A 19122-nucleotide genomic window follows, 5' to 3' on the forward strand; every position below is an offset into this window, starting at 1 on the left:
AGTGATTACGGATATACAATTTCATTTTATTTTTATTTAAATTTATCTTTTCTATCTTATTTTGGGTACAAAAATAAAACATTTTTTTTTATTCTACAAATTTTTTTCCATTTTTTTTATTTATTTTTTTATTTATTAAATGATTAAATGATTAAATAATTAAAATATTAAATGATTGAGTAATTTTTTATTTTATTTTTATATAAAAATATAAGTTTTCACATATCGGGGTTTTTATAAAGCATAAAAACTTATGTTTTTTATATTCGGGGTTATCCCGATTTACAAAAACTTAAGAATTTACCATTTTTAAATACTAATTTTAATCAAAAACCAAAGATTTTATATAATTTAAAAAATAAAAATAATTAAAACTCTTTGCATTTAGACTTTTTTAAAATAAAAATCAATTAAAAACCTTTGTATTTATATTTTTTATAAATAAAAAACACTTAAAAACAAAAGAATAAACTATATTTTTATCAAAAATAATATAAAATATTTAAGGGCGAAAAATATTTCGCCCTCACAAATAAATAAAAATAAATGTATTGATACTATTTTTTGCCCAAAATAACTTATTTATTTTCGTCTTTAAGCTGTCTTATTTTTATTTTGAATGCCACAAATATAAGAGTCATAAACGGGCTTATTATATTAAAAAACGCATACGGAAGGTAGCTCAATGTAGGAATACCAAGCACTCCACTATTGTAAGCGGCACAAGTATTCCAAGGAACAAGTACTGAGGTTACTGTACCTGAGTCTTCTAAGGTTCTACTTAGGTTTTCGGGAGCAAGTCCTTTGCTTTTATAGGCTTTTGAAAACATCTTACCCGGAATAACCAAAGACAAATATTGGTCAGAAGTAGTCATATTCAGCATAATACAGCTAACGGTGGTACTTGCAAAAAGTCCAAACATAGATGAGAACAAATTAAGTAAAAAAGAAGTAATTCGCTCCAAAGCCCCGATAGCCTCCATTACACCTCCGAATGCCATTGCACAGATAATTAACCAAATAGTAGATAACATTCCCTGCATACCCGACGAGGAGAAAAGCTCATTGAGTGTTGGGTTATCAGTAGGTATTTGTGTAGAGGTCGTTATGGTGTCAATTATTAGTTTATACAACGATTTGAAGTCCAAATAGGTTTTACTTGTTAGTTCTAACAAAAGATTTTGCTGAAAAATAAGTGCAAAAATAACTCCTAACAGCACTCCGCAGAAAAGCGCAACCAAAGGTTCTGCCTTTTTGTAAATCATTAGCAAAATTATAAACGGAGCAACAAAAACCCACGGAGTAACATTGAAACGTTCTTTTATAGAAAGCTCAATCGCTGAAGTATCTGATACACCTTGCGAAGAAATTGTAAAGCCAATAATCGAAAATAACACGATTGTAATAATAATACTAGGAAGTGTCGTGTAGAGCATATAACGAATATGCGTAAAAACATCAGTTCCCGAAACGGCAGAGGCTAAATTGGTCGTATCACTCATTGGTGAGAGTTTATCTCCGAAATATGCACCCGAAATAATTGCACCCCCAATAAGTCCTTCGTGTATTTGGAGTGTTTGACCTATTCCCACCAAAGCAATTCCGATTGTTGCCGATGTTGTCCAGCTACTTCCTATGGCAATTGACACCATAGCACAAATAATAACGCAAGCCACCAAGAAAATTGACGGATTTAGAATTTGTAATCCGTAATAAATCATCGAAGGAATAATACCACTAAGCAACCAAGTGCCAGAAAGTGCGCCAACGAGCAATAAAATAAGTATAGCACCACTGGTCGACTTGATATTATCGTATATTTCGTGTGTAATTTCCTTAATCGGTACGTTATTAAACCAACCTATAACTACTGCAAGGGCAGCCCCGAGCAAAAGTATAAATTGGTTAGAACCACTTAGCGCTTGGTCGCCATAAACAAAGAAAACATTGTACCCCAATAGTCCTATAAGGAATATAATAGGTAATAATGCTTGGAATAACGTTATCTTTTTTCTATTTGTCTGTATTTTTTCTTTCATTTTCTACTAAATATTGGCAAATGTATAAATAAATTTTATCTTTTGTAATCAAATGTTATATTTGTAACAAAATAATTAGACATGTTATATTTCCTTTCGGAAGTTTTCTTAGCTATTTTCTTAAAAAAAAAGGTCTTTCTGCCTTAGAATAAAACTATTTTACAGACAAAAAGACCAATATTAAAAACAAGAAAATTTTAAATTTTTAAAAACCAGATATTTTCTTATAAAAGAAACATATAATTAGTAATTACTTTTGAGCCATTTGTAAAGGTCTTTATAACTTGGTTTCTTTCCGTACATCAATATCCCAATTCGATATATTTTAGAAGCAAACCATATAGTCAGAAAGAAAGTTGCATACAAAATAGCTATCGAAAGTAGCATCTCTCCCCAAGAAACACCATACGGGACACGCATTGGCATCGTAATAGGCGAGGTAAAGGGAATGTATGAAAAAATAACCGATACTGCCCCGTGTGGGTCTTCCATTGAGGTAAAAAATCCGACATAAATCGCTAGCATCAAGGGAAGTAATACCGGAAAAATGAATTGTTGCGTATCGGTTTCGTTATCAACTGCCGCCCCGATAGCAGCATACAACGAGCTGTATAGCAAAAAACCTCCTATAAAGTACAGAAAAAAGGCGACGATAAGTTTTATAATCGGAAATTTGAAGAACTCCAACAATATCTCGCTTACCATGCGTGTTGTTTCGGTTTCTAAATTGGGTACTTGCACTGGCGAAGAAGGACTAACCCCGAAAATACTTGTCAAGATAGTCATTAGTATTCCTCCGATAATGAGCCACATCAGTACTTGGGTTATTCCAACTAACGTAGTACCGAAAATCTTTCCGAGCATAAGGCGAAAAGGTTTCACCGAAGAGATAATTATCTCGATAATACGATTTGTTTTCTCCTCAATAACGCTCCGCATTATCATATTGCCATAAATTATAATAAACATCATAAGCAAATACCCAGCGGCTGCCCCAAAAATATACTTAATAAGGCTCGAAATCTTAGAAGTTCGCTCTCCTGAGTAGGTTTGTAGCTGAATATCAACCTTGGGCTTGGCTTTTTTGATATAATCAAGGGAAATATTCTCTTTTTGTAATTCTCTGTAGAAAATAGTTTGTTCCAAAGCTTGGGTAAGTCCGTTTATCAGGGACGGACTTGGAGAATCTTCCGAGAAAAATTCAATAGTTTGACCCAACGAATCGGTCGTTTTCGGAATGTACAAAAGCCCGTACACTCCCGAGCTTAGCGCCTCTTTGCGAGTAGGCTCTATTTCTTTCCCCGTTATATAATTATAATGGTATGAAGGCGTATTTTTAAACGTTTCGACAAACAATCCGCTGTTGTCAAGAATAGTAATGGTGCGCTTCGTATCATTATTCAAGCTGGTAAGGTATCCGATAAGCACCGAAAGGGCAATAATAGCCAGCGGACTTACGAAAGTCATCACAATAAACGAGCGATTGCGGATTTTGGTCAAATATTCTCGTTGAACGATTAGCCAAAGTTGTTTCATTGGTCAAAATTATAAATTTGTTGGGTATTTACTTTGTTTCACAGCCTGAATAAAAATATCATTTGCCGTAGGAATTACTTCCGTGAAGTGCGTTATCTCCCCCTTTCCTGCCAAATAATGTAACAATGCATTGGGAGATTTATCTTCTATCTGATGTATGAGTAACTTGGTTTCATTGCGAATTGATTTGAAATCGGCTTCGGATATTTGGAATTTTTCAGCAAGTTCTTGACGTACTCCCTGTGGATTTTCGCAAAGAATGCCTACCTCGTACGTATGGGTTTTGAATTGTCGCTTAATATCGACAAGTTTTCCGTCCAAAATCTTCCGTGATTGGTCAATTAAGGCAATATGGTCGCACATTTCCTCGACAGACTCCATTCGATGGGTCGAAAAAATAATGGTCGCCCCTTGTTCTCTCAGATATAATACTTGTTCTTTGATTACTTCCGCATTGATGGGGTCAAGTCCACTGAATATTTCATCGAAAATCAGCAATTTTGGCTCGTGTAATACTGTTACTACAAACTGAACCTTCTGTGCCATACCCTTAGAGAGTTCTTGTATCTTCTTATTCTTCCAGTGGGAAATCTCTAAGCGTTCAAACCAGAAGTCGAGCTTTTGTTTTGCCTGCGATTTGCTAAGACCTTTGAGCTGCGCCAAATATAAGACCTGCTCCCCAACTTTCATACTCTTATACAACCCGCGTTCTTCGGGCAAATAGCCAATCCGACCAATATGCTCCGAGTTCAGTGGCTCATTATCAAACCAAATACGCCCACCATCGGGGTATAGTATCTGATTTAGTATCCGAATAAAGGTCGTTTTGCCCGCTCCATTAGGTCCTAACAATCCGAAAATACTCCCCTTCTCAATAGAAAGCGAAATATCGGTCAATGCCACCTGATTTCCGTAAGTTTTCGTAATATTTTCAGCAACCAAAAGGTTATTCATTTCTTTCTTTTTTTAAAAAGGCAAAAATACTACTTTTTTCTTCAATCACAAGATTATCATACAAAAAATATCCATTCTGAATTATTTTTTTTCGATATAATTTAATTTTATAGCTCCTAAAAATCGTTTCAAGAAATCCGAATAAATATATTTGTTCAAAACTTTATTGAAATAAATAGCTATCATATCATCTTTTTTTCATACTTTTGCCCGAAAAGATTACACTATGGATTTGATGGGAATGATGGGAAAACTACAAGAAGCCCAGAAAAAAATTGAAGAAACCAAAACCCGATTAGACACCATTTATATTGACGAAAATGCGGTCAATGGCGCAATTAAAGTATCTGTTACTGCCAATCGAGAAGTAAAATCAATCGAAATTGCACAAGAATTACTCCAAGATAAAGAACAATTAGAAGATTATCTAATACTTACACTGAACAAAGCCCTCGAAAAAGCAGCGCAAATAAGCGAGCAAGAACTTGCGGCCGCAGCCAAAGCAGGAATGCCATCTATTCCTGGCTTATTTTAGATACATTTTCAGATTTTTAATTCTATATTAAAATAAACAAATTTAGTAAAAGATTATGGGAAAAATAATTGCTGTTGCAAATCAGAAAGGAGGCGTGGGAAAAACAACCACTTCTATCAATTTATCGGCTTCCTTGGGAGTTTTAGAAAAAAAAGTACTCCTGATAGATGCTGACCCTCAGGCAAATGCTTCATCAGGATTAGGAATTGATATCGAACAAGTTACGCAAGGAACTTATGAGCTTTTAGAACATTCCATCGCTGTGGAAGAAGCCATCATTAAAACCAATTCACCCAACTTAGATTTAATTCCAGCTCACATTGATTTGGTTGCTATCGAAATCGAACTGGTCGATAAACCACGCAGAGAATATATGCTTAAACAAGCCTTAGCTTCTATCAAAGACAAATACGATTATATAATTATCGATTGTGCGCCATCTCTCGGATTGCTAACTTTGAATGCGCTAACAGCCGCCAATTCTGTTATTATTCCTATTCAGTGCGAATATTTTGCGTTGGAAGGTTTAGGAAAATTACTCAACACGATTAAAAGCGTACAGAAAATTCACAATCCAAATTTGGACATAGAAGGTCTGCTTTTGACAATGTACGACTCGCGTTTGAGACTTTCTAATCAGGTAGTAGAAGAAGTACAAAAACATTTTAGTGAGATGGTTTTTGAAACTATCGTACAGAGAAATATTCGTTTGAGTGAAGCTCCAAGTTTTGGAGAAACTATCATCAATTATGACGCAACAAGCAAAGGAGCTACCAATTACATCAATTTGGCACACGAAATTATAAAAAAGAATAGTTAGTAGAATGGCAAAAATAGACAAAGGACAGCGATTAGGGAGAGGACTTTCGGCTTTACTCAAAGACCCTGAAAATGATATTAAAACAATTACTGATAAAAATGCAGATAAAGTTGTAGGGCATATTGTAGAATTGGATTTAGAGTCTATTGAAGTAAATCCGAATCAACCACGAACTGTTTTTAATGAAGAAGCACTACAAGAATTAGCAACATCTATTCGTGAGTTGGGTGTGATTCAGCCTATTACAGTTCGGAAAATGGATTTTAATAAGTATCAGCTTGTTTCGGGAGAAAGACGTTTTCGAGCATCAAAAATACTCGGATTAGAAACGATTCCAGCCTATATCCGTATCGCCAATGACGAGGAATCTCTAATGATGGCTTTGGTTGAAAATATTCAACGACAAGACTTAGACCCTATTGAAGTGGCTCTTTCATATCAGCGAATGATTGACGAAATAAATCTCACACAAGAACAAATGAGTGAGCGTGTTGGTAAAAAACGCTCCACTATAACTAATTACTTACGATTGTTAAAGTTAGACCCTATCATACAGACAGGTATCCGAGACGGGTTTATCAGTATGGGACACGGAAGAGCCATCATCAATATTGAAGATACTGAACAACAAATTGATATTTACAACAAAATTATTGCTCAAAATCTGTCTGTTCGTGATACAGAAGCACTTGTACAAGCGCTTAAAAATCCGAAAGAAAAAACTATTGTTTTGCCTAAAAAAATAGATATTCCTAATTTTGTAAAAGAAAGTGTAGAACATTTCCGACATTTTTTTAATGCCGATGTAACTATCAAAATAAGTAAAAATGGAAAAGGAAAATTGGAAATTCCCTTTAAATCGGAAGCAGATTTCAAACGTATTCAAAAATTATTAAAAAGTGAATCATAATATAATATTCATAGTATTTTTTTGGGGGGTTAGCTGGCAATTGATTGCTCAGCAAGATAGCTTACAAAGTACTCCAATTGATACAATGAAAGTTCGTAATATGATTGTTGAAACCAAAGAAATTAGGAAAATAACGTGGAATACTGATCCGCTTTCTCCTTCAAAAGCTGCTTTTTATTCGGCCATTTTCCCAGGTTTAGGGCAAATTTACAACAAAAGTTATTGGAAAGTACCTATTGTTTGGGGAGCTATCGGAACGGGAATTTATTTCTATCAGCGAAATGATAAGCAATATGAAAGATATCGTACTGCCTATAAAAGACGTTTAGATGGTTTTACTGATGATGAATTTTATGAAAATCCTCGTCTGAGTGATGAAGGATTGCGTAGAGCTCAAAAATTTTATCAACGAAACAAAGAAATTTCTCTTTTGGTAACAATTGGATTGTATGCTTTAAATATTATTGAAGCTAATGTAGATGCTCATCTTAAACAATTCAACGTTGATGAAAATTTAACCATAGAACCTTTTATGGATTTTAATGATTTACACAAAGAACCTCGTTATGGATTAAGTTTGAATTTTAAGTTTTAATTTTTCGAAAACTACATCTAATATAAATTAATTACCAAATGAAAAGAAGACAGTTTTTACGCAATTCGGCAATGGCTGGTTTCGGTTCGATTCTTGTACCATCTTTTGCCCAGGCTGAAATCCTTGAAGAATTCAAAGGAAAATCAACCAAAAACATCATTTACATGGTTAGCGATGGAATGAGTGCTGGTACACTCGTAATGGCTGATTTATATTCCAAACGTATTTTGGGAAAACCTTCTAATTGGATAAATTTATACCAGCAAAACTTAGTTACCAAAGCTTATATGGATATGCAGTCTCTCAGTTCTATTGTAACAGATTCAGCAGCAGCAAGTTCCTCGTGGGGTGGAGGGCATCGTATTCCTAATGGGCGATTAAATGTAGGAGCCAATGGTGAAGAATATACTCCTATTCTTCAAAAATTTAAAAAGGCAGGAAAAAAAGTAGGCTGTGTAACTACTGTTATGATTACACACGCTACTCCAGCAGGTTTTTGTGTGAATAGTAATGCCCGAAATGCTCAATCGGAAATCGCTGAAAAATATTTACAATTACGATTTGATGTAATGATGGGTGGGGGTAATACCTATTTTGATCAAAATCATCGAAAAGATAAAAAAGATTTATACAAAGATTTTGTAAATAATGGGTTTTCAGTAGTTCGTAACAAAACTGAAATGCAAAATGCTCCTAAAAATAAACCTCTTTTGGGAGTTTTTGATGAGGAAGGCTTACCATATTCTCTTGATTTTAAAACTGATACCAATTTGCATAATAAGCCTACGTTAGCTGAAATGACAGCCAAAGCCATTGAACAAATGAAAGACCATAAAAATGGTTTCGTTCTCCAAGTAGAAGGAGGAAAAGTAGATTGGGCAGCCCACGCCAATGACATAGGTGCCTTATTATTTGACCAATTAGCTTTTGATGAAGCTGTAGGGGTTGCTATTGATTTTGCTAAAAAAGACAAAAATACACTTGTGGTTATTACCACAGATCATGGCAATGCTAATCCAGGTTTAATTTACGGAAAAAATTGTAATCAAAATTTTGATAATTTGCAAAATTTCAAACATACTAATGATTGGGTTTTACAAAATATTCTGCCTGATAGCTCTACTTCTTTTATTAAAGAATTTGTAGCTGAAAATCTTGGTAATTTGAAACTTACTAACCAACAATCCCAAGAGATTCAGTCTTACTACTCAGGAGCTGTCAAAGAAGATGGATTATACAATTACAAACATTTACCTTATAGACTCTTAGCCGAAATACAAAAAGAACATACCTCAGTTGGATGGATAAGTATGGACCATTCTTCTGACTATGTAGAACTTGCAATGTTTGGACCTGGAAGTGAAAAACTATCTCCTTTTATCAACAACTACGAAATGCACAACTTTTTACTAAAAGCAGCTGGTGTAAATATGTTAGCTTGAAAAATTAGAAAAATGTGATAATATAAAGCCCTTTATAAGGGCTTTTCATATTATTATAATAAATACGACGTTTGACTGAGTGCATCGGTTTTTTTATATTTTGAAGAAATTAAATATAAAACAAAAGTTTTTTATATCTTTGCACTTTATTTTTGGCTATAAAATCTTTCTTTACACAAATTAAATCTGTAATTATGAGATATTTACAAAATATATGAAAATTCTTGATTGGTATATATTAAAACGCTATTTGGCTACATTTTTTGTTATGATGTTGCTGTTTATTCCTATCGGAATAATGGTTGATTTGGCCGAAAAATTTGGAAAAATGTCAAGCCGTAATGTTCCATTAGACGAAATTCTCATTTATTATCTGAATTTTATCGTACATTTTTCTAATATTCTTTTTCCGATATTTTTATTTTTATCAGTTATTTGGTTTACTTCAAAGTTGGCAAATCAAACCGAAATTGTAGCTATGCTTAGTTCAGGTATTTCGTATAATCGATTTTTGCGTCCGTACATATACGGAGCTGCTTTTTTGGCTGGACTTGGTTTTCTGATGAGTATGTTCATAGTTCCTTATTCCAGTAAAATATACAACGAATTCTATGATAAATATCTGAGCAGTGAGGAAAATGCTGGATCTAAAGGAAATAATTTGTACAACCAAGTATCTGATAATGAGATTATTTACGTAAGTGAATTCAATTCTAAAACAAATATTGGTAAAAATTTTTCATTAGAATATTTTGAAGGAATTACACTCAAACAAAAAATAAACGCTGAACAGATTGAATGGATTAAGAATGATAGTTCCCAAACATATCGATTAACAAATTATGTAAAACGAATTATTGGTGAGCGAGAAGATATTCTTATCAAAGAAATGAGCAAAGATACTCTTTTTCAATTCAAAACAGACGATTTACTTCCGGTAGAATATGCCGCTGAGACAAAGAATTTTTTTGAATTGAATAAATTTATTGAGCGAGAACGTTTAAAAGGTTCTCCCAATATTCGATTATATGAGATGGTTCGGTACAAACGATGGAGTTTTATGGCAACAGCTTTCATTCTGACTTTCATTGGAGTGGCTGTATCATCTGTAAAACGTCGCGGAGGAATGGGAATAAATTTGGCTTTTGGTGTTTTAGTGGGCTTTTCGTACGTATTTTTTGACCGAATTTTTGGTATTCTTTCTGAAAAATCAGGATTATCACCTCTTATGGCCGTAGTTATTCCAAATTTTATTTTCCTGATTTTAGCTATAATTTTAATTCGCCAAGCAAGGCGCTAAAATTTCTTTTTCTTTAATTCAAAATCTTTACCCAAGTACACTTCACGAACTACTGGGTCAGAAGCCAATTCTTCAGGAACACCCGCTTTAAGAATACCTCCTTCATACATCAAATAGGTTCTATCTGTAGCTGGCAAAGTAACTTCTACACGATGATCAGTTATCAGAATTCCAATATTTTTATTTTTAAGTTGAAAAACAATATTTTGAATATCTTCAACGGCAATAGGGTCAACTCCAGCAAAAGGTTCATCAAGAAGAATAAAATCAGGACTCGTAGCAAGAGCTCTTGCAATTTCAGTTCGACGTCTTTCTCCTCCGGATAACAAATCACCTCGATTCTTTCGAATATGCCCCAAATTAAACTCTTCAATAAGTGAATTCATTTTCATAAGTTGCTCTTTTTTAGTGAGTTTAGTCAATTGCAATACACTCAAAATATTTTCTTCAATACTCAATTTACGAAATACTGAAGGCTCTTGTGCCAAATATCCGATACCATATTGTGCACGTTTATACATTGGAAATGTTGTTATTTGTGTATTATCGAGATAAATTTGTCCTGCATTAGGTTTTATAAGCCCCACTATCATATAAAACGAAGTAGTTTTACCTGCTCCATTAGGACCTAAAAGTCCTATGATTTCTCCTTGATTAACTTCTAAAGAAACTCCTTTAACAACAGTTCTTCCTTTGTAAGTTTTTACAATATTTTCTGCTCGTAATTTTTTCACTTTATGATATTTATTAGGTTAAAAATCAAAGCGATATGGTAATTCATTGAGTGCTTTTTCTAAATCTGTCCAATCTGCTACTTTTTCAACTATCGAAAGAACAATATTTTCTGTAAGCGTTTTTCCTTCAAAAATATTTGTAATGCTTTGTAAATCAGCATCTTTCTTCAGAAATGTTTCATCTCCAAAAAAATTCATTGCCCAATCATGATAAAAGTCTGCATCGGCTTGTAAGTGATTAAAATTATGATATTCTTCTTCCGTTCCCTCTATTTCAAAATTTTCTTCATATTTCCAAGGTTCATTATTTACTGAATAAACGACAAAAGGAATATCTTGATTTTCATAATTTTTCTTATAAAATGCGTGAAATTCTTTTGGAATACGTTTTTCAAAAGCCTTATTATCAACACCTTGTGATAAATTACTTTCACTTGGCACAATCAAACAACTCTTATCGGTAAAATATATGTGTAACGATGTTCCTTCTTCATCTTCAAAGTCAAAACCAATTTGAGCTTCTTCTCCTTCATATTCTTCTTGATTACTTTTGAAAAATCGGTGGTATATTTCAAATTCTTGTCCACAAATAATCCAGTCTAAAACAGCAAGTGCTTTACAATTTTTTTTAAGAACCTGTCTATCAGGTAGTTGATTGATTAAATTTTTTATGTCCATTATTAAATAAAATATTGAATTCTATATGATTTTTGTTGTTTTTTTATGTTTGAGAGCCCAACTACAAATATAAATACTTACTTCGTACAAAATAAATATAGGTATGGCTACAATAATTTGACTTACTACATCGGGAGGGGTAATAATTGCGGAGAAAATTAGCACTAAAATAAGAGCATGTTTTCGATATTTTCTAAGAAATTGAGGAGTAATAAATCCCATTTTTGTCAAAAAATATATTATAATAGGAAGTTCAAATATAAATCCGCACGAGATAACAGACGAACGAACGATTGAAATATACGAATCTATATCTATCTGATTTACAACCTCTTGACTAATAGAATAATTAGCCAAAAAATTTATTGACAAAGGTGTAATAATATAATATCCGAAAATTACTCCTACAAAGAACAAAAAAGAAGTAATTATGATAAATCGACTCGCCATTTTTCGCTCATGTTTATACAATCCAGGGCTAATAAATCGCCATAATTCATATATTAAATAAGGAAAACCAACGATAATCCCTGCCCAAATAGCTGTCCAAATAGATGCTGAAAATTGTCCTGCCATCGTTCTGTTTTGAATCTTAAAAGGTAGAGTTTCTTTACAAAAATCAGACTCTATGTCAAATATTTTTCCTATATTACAGAAAAACTGATATGTAGGAAAATCTCCTTTTTTGGGTGCAAATATCACATAATCAAATATATAGCTTTTGAATATAAAAGCAAATAGACCTATAAAAATTACTGCCATCGTTGAACGTATTAAGTGCCAACGTAAAACCTCTAAGTGGTCTAAAAAAGACATTTCATCATTTTTTTCCATCTATTTTTAAGGTTTTAAATCTATTTTATCAGCATCTCGATAATTGGCTTTTTGCACAATAGTTCCTTTTTCAACTATCATAACAGCAGGATTGGAGCGAATTATTGTTTTGAGTGTAGTTTGATCTGTAAAATAAAAATCGAAATTCAGTTCATATTCTTTAATTATTTCAGCAGTTTTAGACATTGAAGCAGTCATACCAATTACTTTATAGCCTTTTCGTAAAGCCCTATCTGTCAACGTTTTAATACATTTAAATCCTTCCAAATTGGCTTTATCCAAATCATACGAAATAATCATCATCAATTTGGATTCATCAAGCATTTCTTTGGTATAATCTTCTCCATTTTTCTCAATAGTAAAATCGTGAATAGGAGGCTGATATCCTTTTGAAATTAACTCGGTAACAACATCTACAAACTCTCCATCAACATCTGGATAAGCTCCTTGTGTGGTTATAATTTTTTCCTTATCTCCTATTTTGAATTTCCAATAATAATTAAAAACAGCTTTGGGTGCATTATCAGGAATTATCATTCCCTGTTGTATATTATTTCCTATTTTATAAGGACGAAAATCAATTATTGGCAAATGCTTGTTGGTGTAATAAGCAAAAATACCACAAAAAAGAATAGAAAATATCGTGATAATTATCGAAATCCGATTATTAAAAATTGGCTTAATGAATTTCTGTCCAAAAAGAAGAAACAATACTAATACAAGTAAAAACATATCCTTAGTAAAAGATTGCCAAGGAGTAAATTTTACAGCATCTCCAAAACAACCACAATCTGTAACTTTATTATAATACGCTGAATAAAATGTTAAAAAACCAAAAAATACAGTTAGTAAAAGTAACAAATATATCGTTATCTTTCGTTGATATCCCAACAAAAGCATTACTCCCAATACGATTTCAAAAGTTACCATAAAAAGAGCTATAGCGTATGAAAAAGGCATAAAAAAGGGTATATTCAAAACATCAGGAGCAAAATAATCTTGCAATTTGAAAGAAAAACCCATTGGGTCTATAAGTTTTACAAACCCACTGATAATGAATATAATACCAACAAAAAATCGAATAACCCGTACTAAATATTTCATAATTTATTTTTCTGATTGAGCATTTTGTTCCTGTAATAAGATAAGAGCAAAAACAGCATAATTTATCATATCTTGATAATTGGCATCAATTCCTTCACTAACCAAAGTTTTTCCTTTATTATCTTCTATTTGCTTGATTCTCAATAATTTTTGTAATATCAAATCTGTTAAAGATGTAATACGCATTTCGCGCCACGCCTCTGCATAGTCATGATTTTTATTGAGCATCAAGTTTTTCGTGGCTTCTACTTTCTCTTTGTATAGGGTAAGAGCTTGCTCTAAATTCAAATCAGGTTGTGAAGCAATACCTTTTTCTATTTGAATAAGCGCTATAATCGAATAGTTAATAATGCCAATAAATTCTGACACTTCATCTTCTTCAATTTTTTGTGTTTCATTCTCTTGTAATGAGCGAATTCGTTGAGTTTTTATAAAAATTTGGTCTGTAAGTGAAGGCAATCTAAGTACTCGCCAAGCACTCCCATAATCTTTCATTTTATTAGTAAATAAACGTTCACATTGAGCAATTATAGCATCGTATTGCTTGATAGTTTTTTGCATTGAATATTGAAAAATTTGGTGTAAATTTCGTTCAAAAAATTAAATGTTCAAAAAAAAATGACAGAAAAAAAATTTTTTTTTCATATAATACTAATAATCAATGTATTATATTTTATGATTTCAAATAACTTTTATTGAAAAATTCAAAAAAATTACTTCTATAATTCTCTTTGGTAATCAAAATAATTAAAAAATATAAGAGTATTTTCTATCTATTGAAGCACAACCTATGTATAATTCATTTTTTATAGTAAGAAAAATTTGAAATTTTTTATTAAGTTCTAAGTCAAAACTGCAACATTCGTCTATGTTTTGAGTCATAAACATCTCAACTATTCCGTGAATGGATTTATCTAACGAATGAAAAGAAAAAACTAGTCCCACATCATTCCGTTTTACAATTTTAATCTGCGTATGTAGTGTCTTCCCTTCGCTATTAGTAAAATTTAACTCTTTTCCATTGAGAGAAAAACTCCAAACAGGTCGATACCCCCCTCCTACTAAATACAATTTATTTTGTGTAAGAAATGGAAAAAAATCATCAATAGGTAGGCTGAAAATATATTCTTGAATTGGAAATATATCTGTTTTTTTGGTTGAAATATAACTTTCTTTATACAGAGATGGATAAATTTGTTTTTTGGGTTTATAATTGTGATTTTCAACAAATTGAATTGAATTATTCTTCCATACTTTTACCCACTTTTCATTCATAGAATATTCTCCTAAAAAAATAATTCGATTGGGTAATTTTTGACTATGCCCTATTGTTATTATTAAAAAAAATAATGTGTTAAAAAAATATCTCATTTGTGTTTTTCAATTTAAAATACAAAGGTACTCATTTTTTAAAATAAAATCTTAATTATATATAAATTTAACATTATAAAATTATCATTATATAATATTTAAACGATTTTTGAAAGAAAATATAATTTATTGAAAAATATTTTATATCTTTGTTCAATTCAAAATCAAACAAGATGAGCGTATTAGTAAATAAAAATTCTAAAATCCTCGTACAAGGATTTACAGGTAGTGAAGGAACTTTCCACGCTGAGCAGATGATTGCTTACGGTACTAACATTGTTGGAGGAGTTACTCCTAACAAAGGAGGGCAAGAACACTTAGGGAAACCAGTGTTTAATTCAGTTAAAGAAGCCGTTACAAAAACAGGGGCTGATGTTTCTATCATCTTCGTACCTCCAGCTTTTGCTGCTGATGCAATAATGGAAGCTGCTGAAGCAGGTATTAAAGTTATTATTACCATTACAGAAGGAATTCCTGTTGCTGATATGGTCAAAGCTGCCGCTTATGTCAAAGACAAAAATTGTCGACTTATAGGTCCTAATTGCCCTGGAGTTATTACTCCAGAAGAAGCCAAAGTAGGAATTATGCCTGGATTTGTTTTCAAAAAAGGAAAAGTAGGCATTGTATCCAAATCAGGGACTCTTACCTACGAAGCTGCTGACCAAGTTGTCAGACAAGGATTAGGAATTTCTACTGCAATAGGAATTGGTGGAGACCCTATTATCGGGACTACAACCAAAGAAGCTATAGAACTTTTTATGAATGATTCCGAAACAGAAATTATTGTTATGATTGGTGAGATAGGTGGGCAACTCGAATCTGATGCAGCTCACTGGATAAAAGCTAATGGAAACAAAAAACCTGTTGTAGGTTTTATTGCAGGAGAAACTGCCCCCAAAGGACGTACTATGGGACACGCTGGCGCCATTGTAGGTGGTACTGATGATACCGCCGAAGCTAAAAAACGTATTATGAGAGAATGTGGAATCCACGTAGTTGATTCTCCTGCTAAAATAGGTGAAAAAGTTAAAGAAATTATTTCTAAATAGTTTTTATTTTATCATTTAAAATTTTTAGGCTATTCAGAATTCTGAATAGCCTAATTTACTATAATGTAGTGAAAATTAATTATTTACCTTATTAAAAAGTATAGAAATAAAATTTCTAACCTTATGTACTATCAATCCAAAAATATGATATATTTCGATAAATAATATTTTCGCCTTAGTCTGAATAATATCCAAAACTTCATCAATAAAAGGTTTTTTCTTATTATATAAAAATGATAATACTAATGTAGTTATAACAAAAATTAGAGCTCCTATTATAGCTTCTATAGGGGTTAATTGATGGTTAAAAAATCGATAAAGACCTATTCCTGTAAAACTTCCATACAAAATAATGTAATGAATTATATAAATAGAAAGTGTATTCTGTCCTATCGTTTGTATTCGTTTAGAAGTAATTACATTTCTCAATAAGATAAAAAATGTAAAAACCCAAAGTACATTTCCTAATCGTTGAAATAGATAATTTTCAGCTGAAAGTAACTTTGCCAATTGTAATTCTGTATTTTGGTAAATAGTAGCAAACAAAGGACTCGTTCCATAAATAAGAAGCCCTCCTAAGACAACCAAGATACCAACACTATACGTATAAATATGCTTTTTATCTTTGAATAAATTGAATAAAACTCCCACAAATGCTCCAAAAGAAGCATACCCAAACCATGGGAAAATAGTAAAAACAGAACCATTAGCTTGAGTAAAATAATTAGCTAAAAAAATAGGTAAATAACTATAATTCAATTCATTATAAACAGGAGCAAAAATAAAAAGAATTAGTGTCGTAGCAAGTAAAATAGTAGGCATAAGCCATTTTTTCTTTTGATATGAAAACAAATAAATAGTTATAAGAAATAATAAAGAAAATCCTATACAATGTAAGACATCAACCATTCTTACATTCATATCAATATAGTCTGAAAATAACAAATTATTAAGATTTGTTCTAAGCAAATAAGCTACAATAATAAGAGTTATACCTCGTTTTATACCTTTACGAACACGTACATGTCCCCAACCTGTTTTGTAGGGATCTCGTTCTTTAGCGAGCAAATACATAAAAATAAATCCTGATACAGTAAAGAATACAGGTGCTGTTATTCCTCTGAAATACAACCATACAGAAAAAAATATATTAGATGTATCTCGATATTCGTTTCCTAATAATCCATCAATAAAATGCCCTTGTAACATCATACAAATAGCAAAAGCTCTAATGACATCAATAAAAGTTAAACGGAAGACATTTGTTTTCATTTCATAAAAGTTTGGGCAAAGGTACATAAATTTTTTATCTAACCTATCTTTTTTCAAAAAAAATACGTAAATTCTATGACAAGCATTTATTCTTCTACTTGTAGCAAATTAAAAAGTTAGCAAAAAATTGACATAGTTTTTAACTAATAAAAAAGCCACGTTTATTCGTTTTATTTTTGTAAAAAAATAAATGGATTTCGATAATGAACATAAAAAGCATCTAAATTTATATCTGAACGGAATAGAACGTTTGTTTTACGATTTGATTGATACCTTAACTCTTTTAGCTCTTCGGGTGCAAATAAAAGATTTCTTCTTTGCTTTTGATAAATATTCAAAAATTAAAAAATAAGCAAACAAAAGTCTTTCCATTTTTTACAAGGATTTAGATAATCAAATAAAAAAAAGTATTGATAACGAATGGATTTTTGCAAATAAAAAGAATGATTTTAATTCGTTTAGAAACAATAACCCTCGCAACCTCGAAGCCTTAGCTGTTTTTTAAAAAACGAAAAATACAGAATTTTACAATTTCAGAACGAGTTTGGAATATCACAAAATCAACCAAAAAAGAAATGGAAATGGCTCTCGAAGTGGCTCTTTCAGAAGGTAAAAGTGCAAGCGAGTTGAGCCGTGAAATTCGTCATTTGCTTAAAAATCCTGATATACTTTTTAGGAGAGTAAAAGATAAACACGGAAATTTGGTTTTAAGTAAAGAAGTCCAAGAACTTCATACAGGAAGAGGCATTTATCGAAGTTCTTACAAAAATGCGGTACGACTGGCTTCCAACGAGATAAATGTTGCTTACAAAACTGCTGACCTATTACGAATACAACAAAATCCTGATATTGTAGGATACGAAATAGTGTTGTCAAAACAGCACAAGGTATATGATGTATGCGATGAACTTAAAGGAAAATACCCTAAAAATTTTCAGTTTGCAGGCTGGCACATTCAATGTAAATGCCAGTTAAAACCCATTTTAAAAAGCCAATCGGAACTGATTGCAGAACTGAAAAATGATTTAGAATTACCTGCTGAAAGTAGCAAAAATTATGTTTCAGATGTTCCTGAAAATTTTAAAAAATGGACTATTGAAAACAAAGAACGTATAAAAAACTGGAAAACACAACCCGATTGGTGGGAGAATAATAAAGGTTTTTTGCCGTTTGGCGTGGAAAATAAAATAAAAAGTATTTTAGATATACCAGAAAAGAATACTTACATTGCTTTTGAGCCGTTTTCTCCTATTATTATAAACAAATTGAACGAACTAAACAACAATAAGAAAAAGCAAAAACTATTAGCTGAAATAGTAAATGCACCCGAAGCTAAAATACTTTTTGAAACAGAAAATAATAAAGTTGTTTTGTTTGATAAGCACAAAGGAGTTAAAAAAGATAGTTGGCAAAACACCTTGCAAATGGCAAAGGCTTTAAGCAAAAATAAAAAAATGTAGCTTTTTTGTCCGAATATGATAATATTTCAAGTGCTGATGTTATTACTATGTTTAGAAACAGATATGTTATTGCTGATTTTAAATATTCATCAACAGATAACTATAACACTATTGCCGAAGAACTTATTAAAGGGTTTAAACAATCGGATTGCATTGTGCTAAAAATGGATAAAGGAAATTCAGGAACTTTTAGAAAGATTATAGAGCAAATTGAACGCAAAAAAGTAAAACCAAAAGATTTTATTTTGATCAATAAGTATAATAAAGTTTTAGAAATATCAAGAAAAGAAATTCAAGAAGGTAAATATAAGGCATTGGTAAAAGGATTTTTATAAAACCAAAAAGGCTGTTTTCACAACAGCCTTTTTAGTGAGCTTCGGGATAAAAGTACCGCTATTACGCTCGGTGGGCTTCACCCTAAACCCCTCTTACGAGTTGTTTAGCTTGTTAATTCAAGCCAGGGCAAAGATACGAATTATTTTTAATTTA

At 31.8% G+C, this 19122-nt stretch carries 20 protein-coding genes; 10 read left to right on the forward strand and 10 right to left on the reverse strand.

Annotated features, from left to right (window positions below; all coding sequences use genetic code 11):
- Positions 1 to 578 precede the first annotated feature (578 nt).
- From nhaC to OO775_RS00645, 3 genes are all read right to left on the reverse strand, one after another.
- Positions 579 to 2039: a Na+/H+ antiporter NhaC gene (gene nhaC / locus OO775_RS00635; RefSeq protein WP_264845066.1), complete on the reverse strand. Its 1461-nt coding sequence runs from the start codon at positions 2037 to 2039 to the stop codon at positions 579 to 581.
- A gap of 243 nt (positions 2040 to 2282) precedes the next feature.
- Complete coding sequence (locus OO775_RS00640) at positions 2283 to 3575, reverse strand: ABC transporter permease (protein WP_264845067.1); 1293 nt, start codon at positions 3573 to 3575, stop codon at positions 2283 to 2285.
- A 9-nt stretch (positions 3576 to 3584) separates the two neighbouring features.
- Positions 3585 to 4529 carry an ABC transporter ATP-binding protein gene (locus tag OO775_RS00645; RefSeq protein WP_264845068.1) on the reverse strand — a complete coding sequence of 315 codons (945 nt, stop codon included), beginning with the start codon at positions 4527 to 4529 and terminating at the stop codon, positions 3585 to 3587.
- 226 nt (positions 4530 to 4755) lie between these two features.
- Here OO775_RS00645 and OO775_RS00650 point away from each other — a divergent pair, with 226 nt between their 5' ends.
- The 6 genes from OO775_RS00650 to OO775_RS00675 all read left to right on the forward strand — a co-directional run bounded on the left by OO775_RS00650 (position 4756) and on the right by OO775_RS00675 (position 10131).
- Positions 4756 to 5064 carry a YbaB/EbfC family nucleoid-associated protein gene (locus tag OO775_RS00650; RefSeq protein WP_264845069.1) on the forward strand — a complete coding sequence of 103 codons (309 nt, stop codon included), beginning with the start codon at positions 4756 to 4758 and terminating at the stop codon, positions 5062 to 5064.
- A gap of 55 nt (positions 5065 to 5119) precedes the next feature.
- Positions 5120 to 5884, forward strand: a complete 765-nt coding sequence (locus OO775_RS00655) for a ParA family protein (protein WP_264845070.1) — start codon at positions 5120 to 5122, stop codon at positions 5882 to 5884.
- Between the two features lie 4 nt (positions 5885 to 5888).
- Positions 5889 to 6794: a ParB/RepB/Spo0J family partition protein gene (locus tag OO775_RS00660; protein ID WP_264845071.1), complete on the forward strand. Its 906-nt coding sequence runs from the start codon at positions 5889 to 5891 to the stop codon at positions 6792 to 6794.
- Positions 6784 to 7389, forward strand: a complete 606-nt coding sequence (locus tag OO775_RS00665) for a DUF5683 domain-containing protein (protein WP_264845072.1) — start codon at positions 6784 to 6786, stop codon at positions 7387 to 7389. Before OO775_RS00660 ends, OO775_RS00665 begins: the two co-directional genes overlap by 11 nt.
- A gap of 38 nt (positions 7390 to 7427) precedes the next feature.
- Complete coding sequence (locus tag OO775_RS00670) at positions 7428 to 8831, forward strand: alkaline phosphatase (RefSeq protein ID WP_264845073.1); 1404 nt, start codon at positions 7428 to 7430, stop codon at positions 8829 to 8831.
- Positions 8832 to 9045: 214 nt separating this feature from the next.
- Positions 9046 to 10131, forward strand: coding sequence for an LptF/LptG family permease (locus OO775_RS00675; RefSeq protein WP_264845074.1), 1086 nt, complete (start codon positions 9046 to 9048; stop codon positions 10129 to 10131).
- Here the strand turns inward: OO775_RS00675 and lptB are convergent.
- From lptB to OO775_RS00705, 6 genes are all read right to left on the reverse strand, one after another.
- Positions 10128 to 10865: an LPS export ABC transporter ATP-binding protein gene (lptB, locus tag OO775_RS00680; protein ID WP_264845075.1), complete on the reverse strand. Its 738-nt coding sequence runs from the start codon at positions 10863 to 10865 to the stop codon at positions 10128 to 10130. The genes OO775_RS00675 and lptB overlap by 4 nt on opposite strands.
- An 18-nt stretch (positions 10866 to 10883) precedes the next feature.
- Entirely contained in the window at positions 10884 to 11543 is a 660-nt protein-coding gene (locus tag OO775_RS00685) for a hypothetical protein (protein WP_264845076.1), read from the reverse strand.
- A gap of 21 nt (positions 11544 to 11564) precedes the next feature.
- The gene (gene tatC, locus OO775_RS00690) at positions 11565 to 12377 is read right to left on the reverse strand and encodes a twin-arginine translocase subunit TatC (RefSeq protein ID WP_264845077.1); all 813 of its coding nucleotides are present in this window, start codon (positions 12375 to 12377) and stop codon (positions 11565 to 11567) included.
- Positions 12378 to 12383: 6 nt separating this feature from the next.
- A complete protein-coding gene (locus OO775_RS00695) occupies positions 12384 to 13481 on the reverse strand; it encodes a BT_3928 family protein (RefSeq protein ID WP_264845078.1) in 1098 nt (365 codons plus the stop codon).
- A 3-nt stretch (positions 13482 to 13484) separates the two neighbouring features.
- Positions 13485 to 14042 carry a DUF1599 domain-containing protein gene (locus OO775_RS00700; RefSeq protein ID WP_264845079.1) on the reverse strand — a complete coding sequence of 186 codons (558 nt, stop codon included), beginning with the start codon at positions 14040 to 14042 and terminating at the stop codon, positions 13485 to 13487.
- A 186-nt stretch (positions 14043 to 14228) separates the two neighbouring features.
- Complete coding sequence (locus OO775_RS00705; RefSeq protein WP_264845080.1) at positions 14229 to 14756, reverse strand: hypothetical protein; 528 nt, start codon at positions 14754 to 14756, stop codon at positions 14229 to 14231.
- A gap of 269 nt (positions 14757 to 15025) precedes the next feature.
- Between OO775_RS00705 and sucD the strand changes: the two genes are divergently transcribed.
- A complete protein-coding gene (gene sucD, locus OO775_RS00710; protein WP_264845081.1) occupies positions 15026 to 15901 on the forward strand; it encodes a succinate--CoA ligase subunit alpha in 876 nt (291 codons plus the stop codon).
- Between the two features lie 75 nt (positions 15902 to 15976).
- Here the strand turns inward: sucD and OO775_RS00715 are convergent, their stop codons facing one another.
- On the reverse strand, positions 15977 to 17173 hold the full coding sequence (locus tag OO775_RS00715; RefSeq protein WP_264845082.1) for a heparan-alpha-glucosaminide N-acetyltransferase domain-containing protein: 1197 nt from the start codon (positions 17171 to 17173) through the stop codon (positions 15977 to 15979).
- Positions 17174 to 17363: 190 nt separating this feature from the next.
- Between OO775_RS00715 and OO775_RS00720 the strand changes: the two genes are divergently transcribed.
- The 3 genes from OO775_RS00720 (at position 17364) to OO775_RS00730 (ending at position 18968) form a co-directional block, all read left to right on the forward strand.
- Entirely contained in the window at positions 17364 to 17525 is a 162-nt protein-coding gene (locus OO775_RS00720; protein ID WP_264845083.1) for a hypothetical protein, read from the forward strand.
- Positions 17526 to 17748: 223 nt separating this feature from the next.
- Positions 17749 to 18633 carry a hypothetical protein gene (locus OO775_RS00725; RefSeq protein ID WP_264845084.1) on the forward strand — a complete coding sequence of 295 codons (885 nt, stop codon included), beginning with the start codon at positions 17749 to 17751 and terminating at the stop codon, positions 18631 to 18633.
- Between the two features lie 5 nt (positions 18634 to 18638).
- A complete protein-coding gene (locus OO775_RS00730) occupies positions 18639 to 18968 on the forward strand; it encodes a hypothetical protein (protein WP_264845085.1) in 330 nt (109 codons plus the stop codon).
- Positions 18969 to 19122: the final 154 nt, after the last annotated feature.

This window comes from Capnocytophaga catalasegens (assembly GCF_026005215.1).
GTDB lineage: Bacteria > Bacteroidota > Bacteroidia > Flavobacteriales > Flavobacteriaceae > Capnocytophaga > Capnocytophaga catalasegens.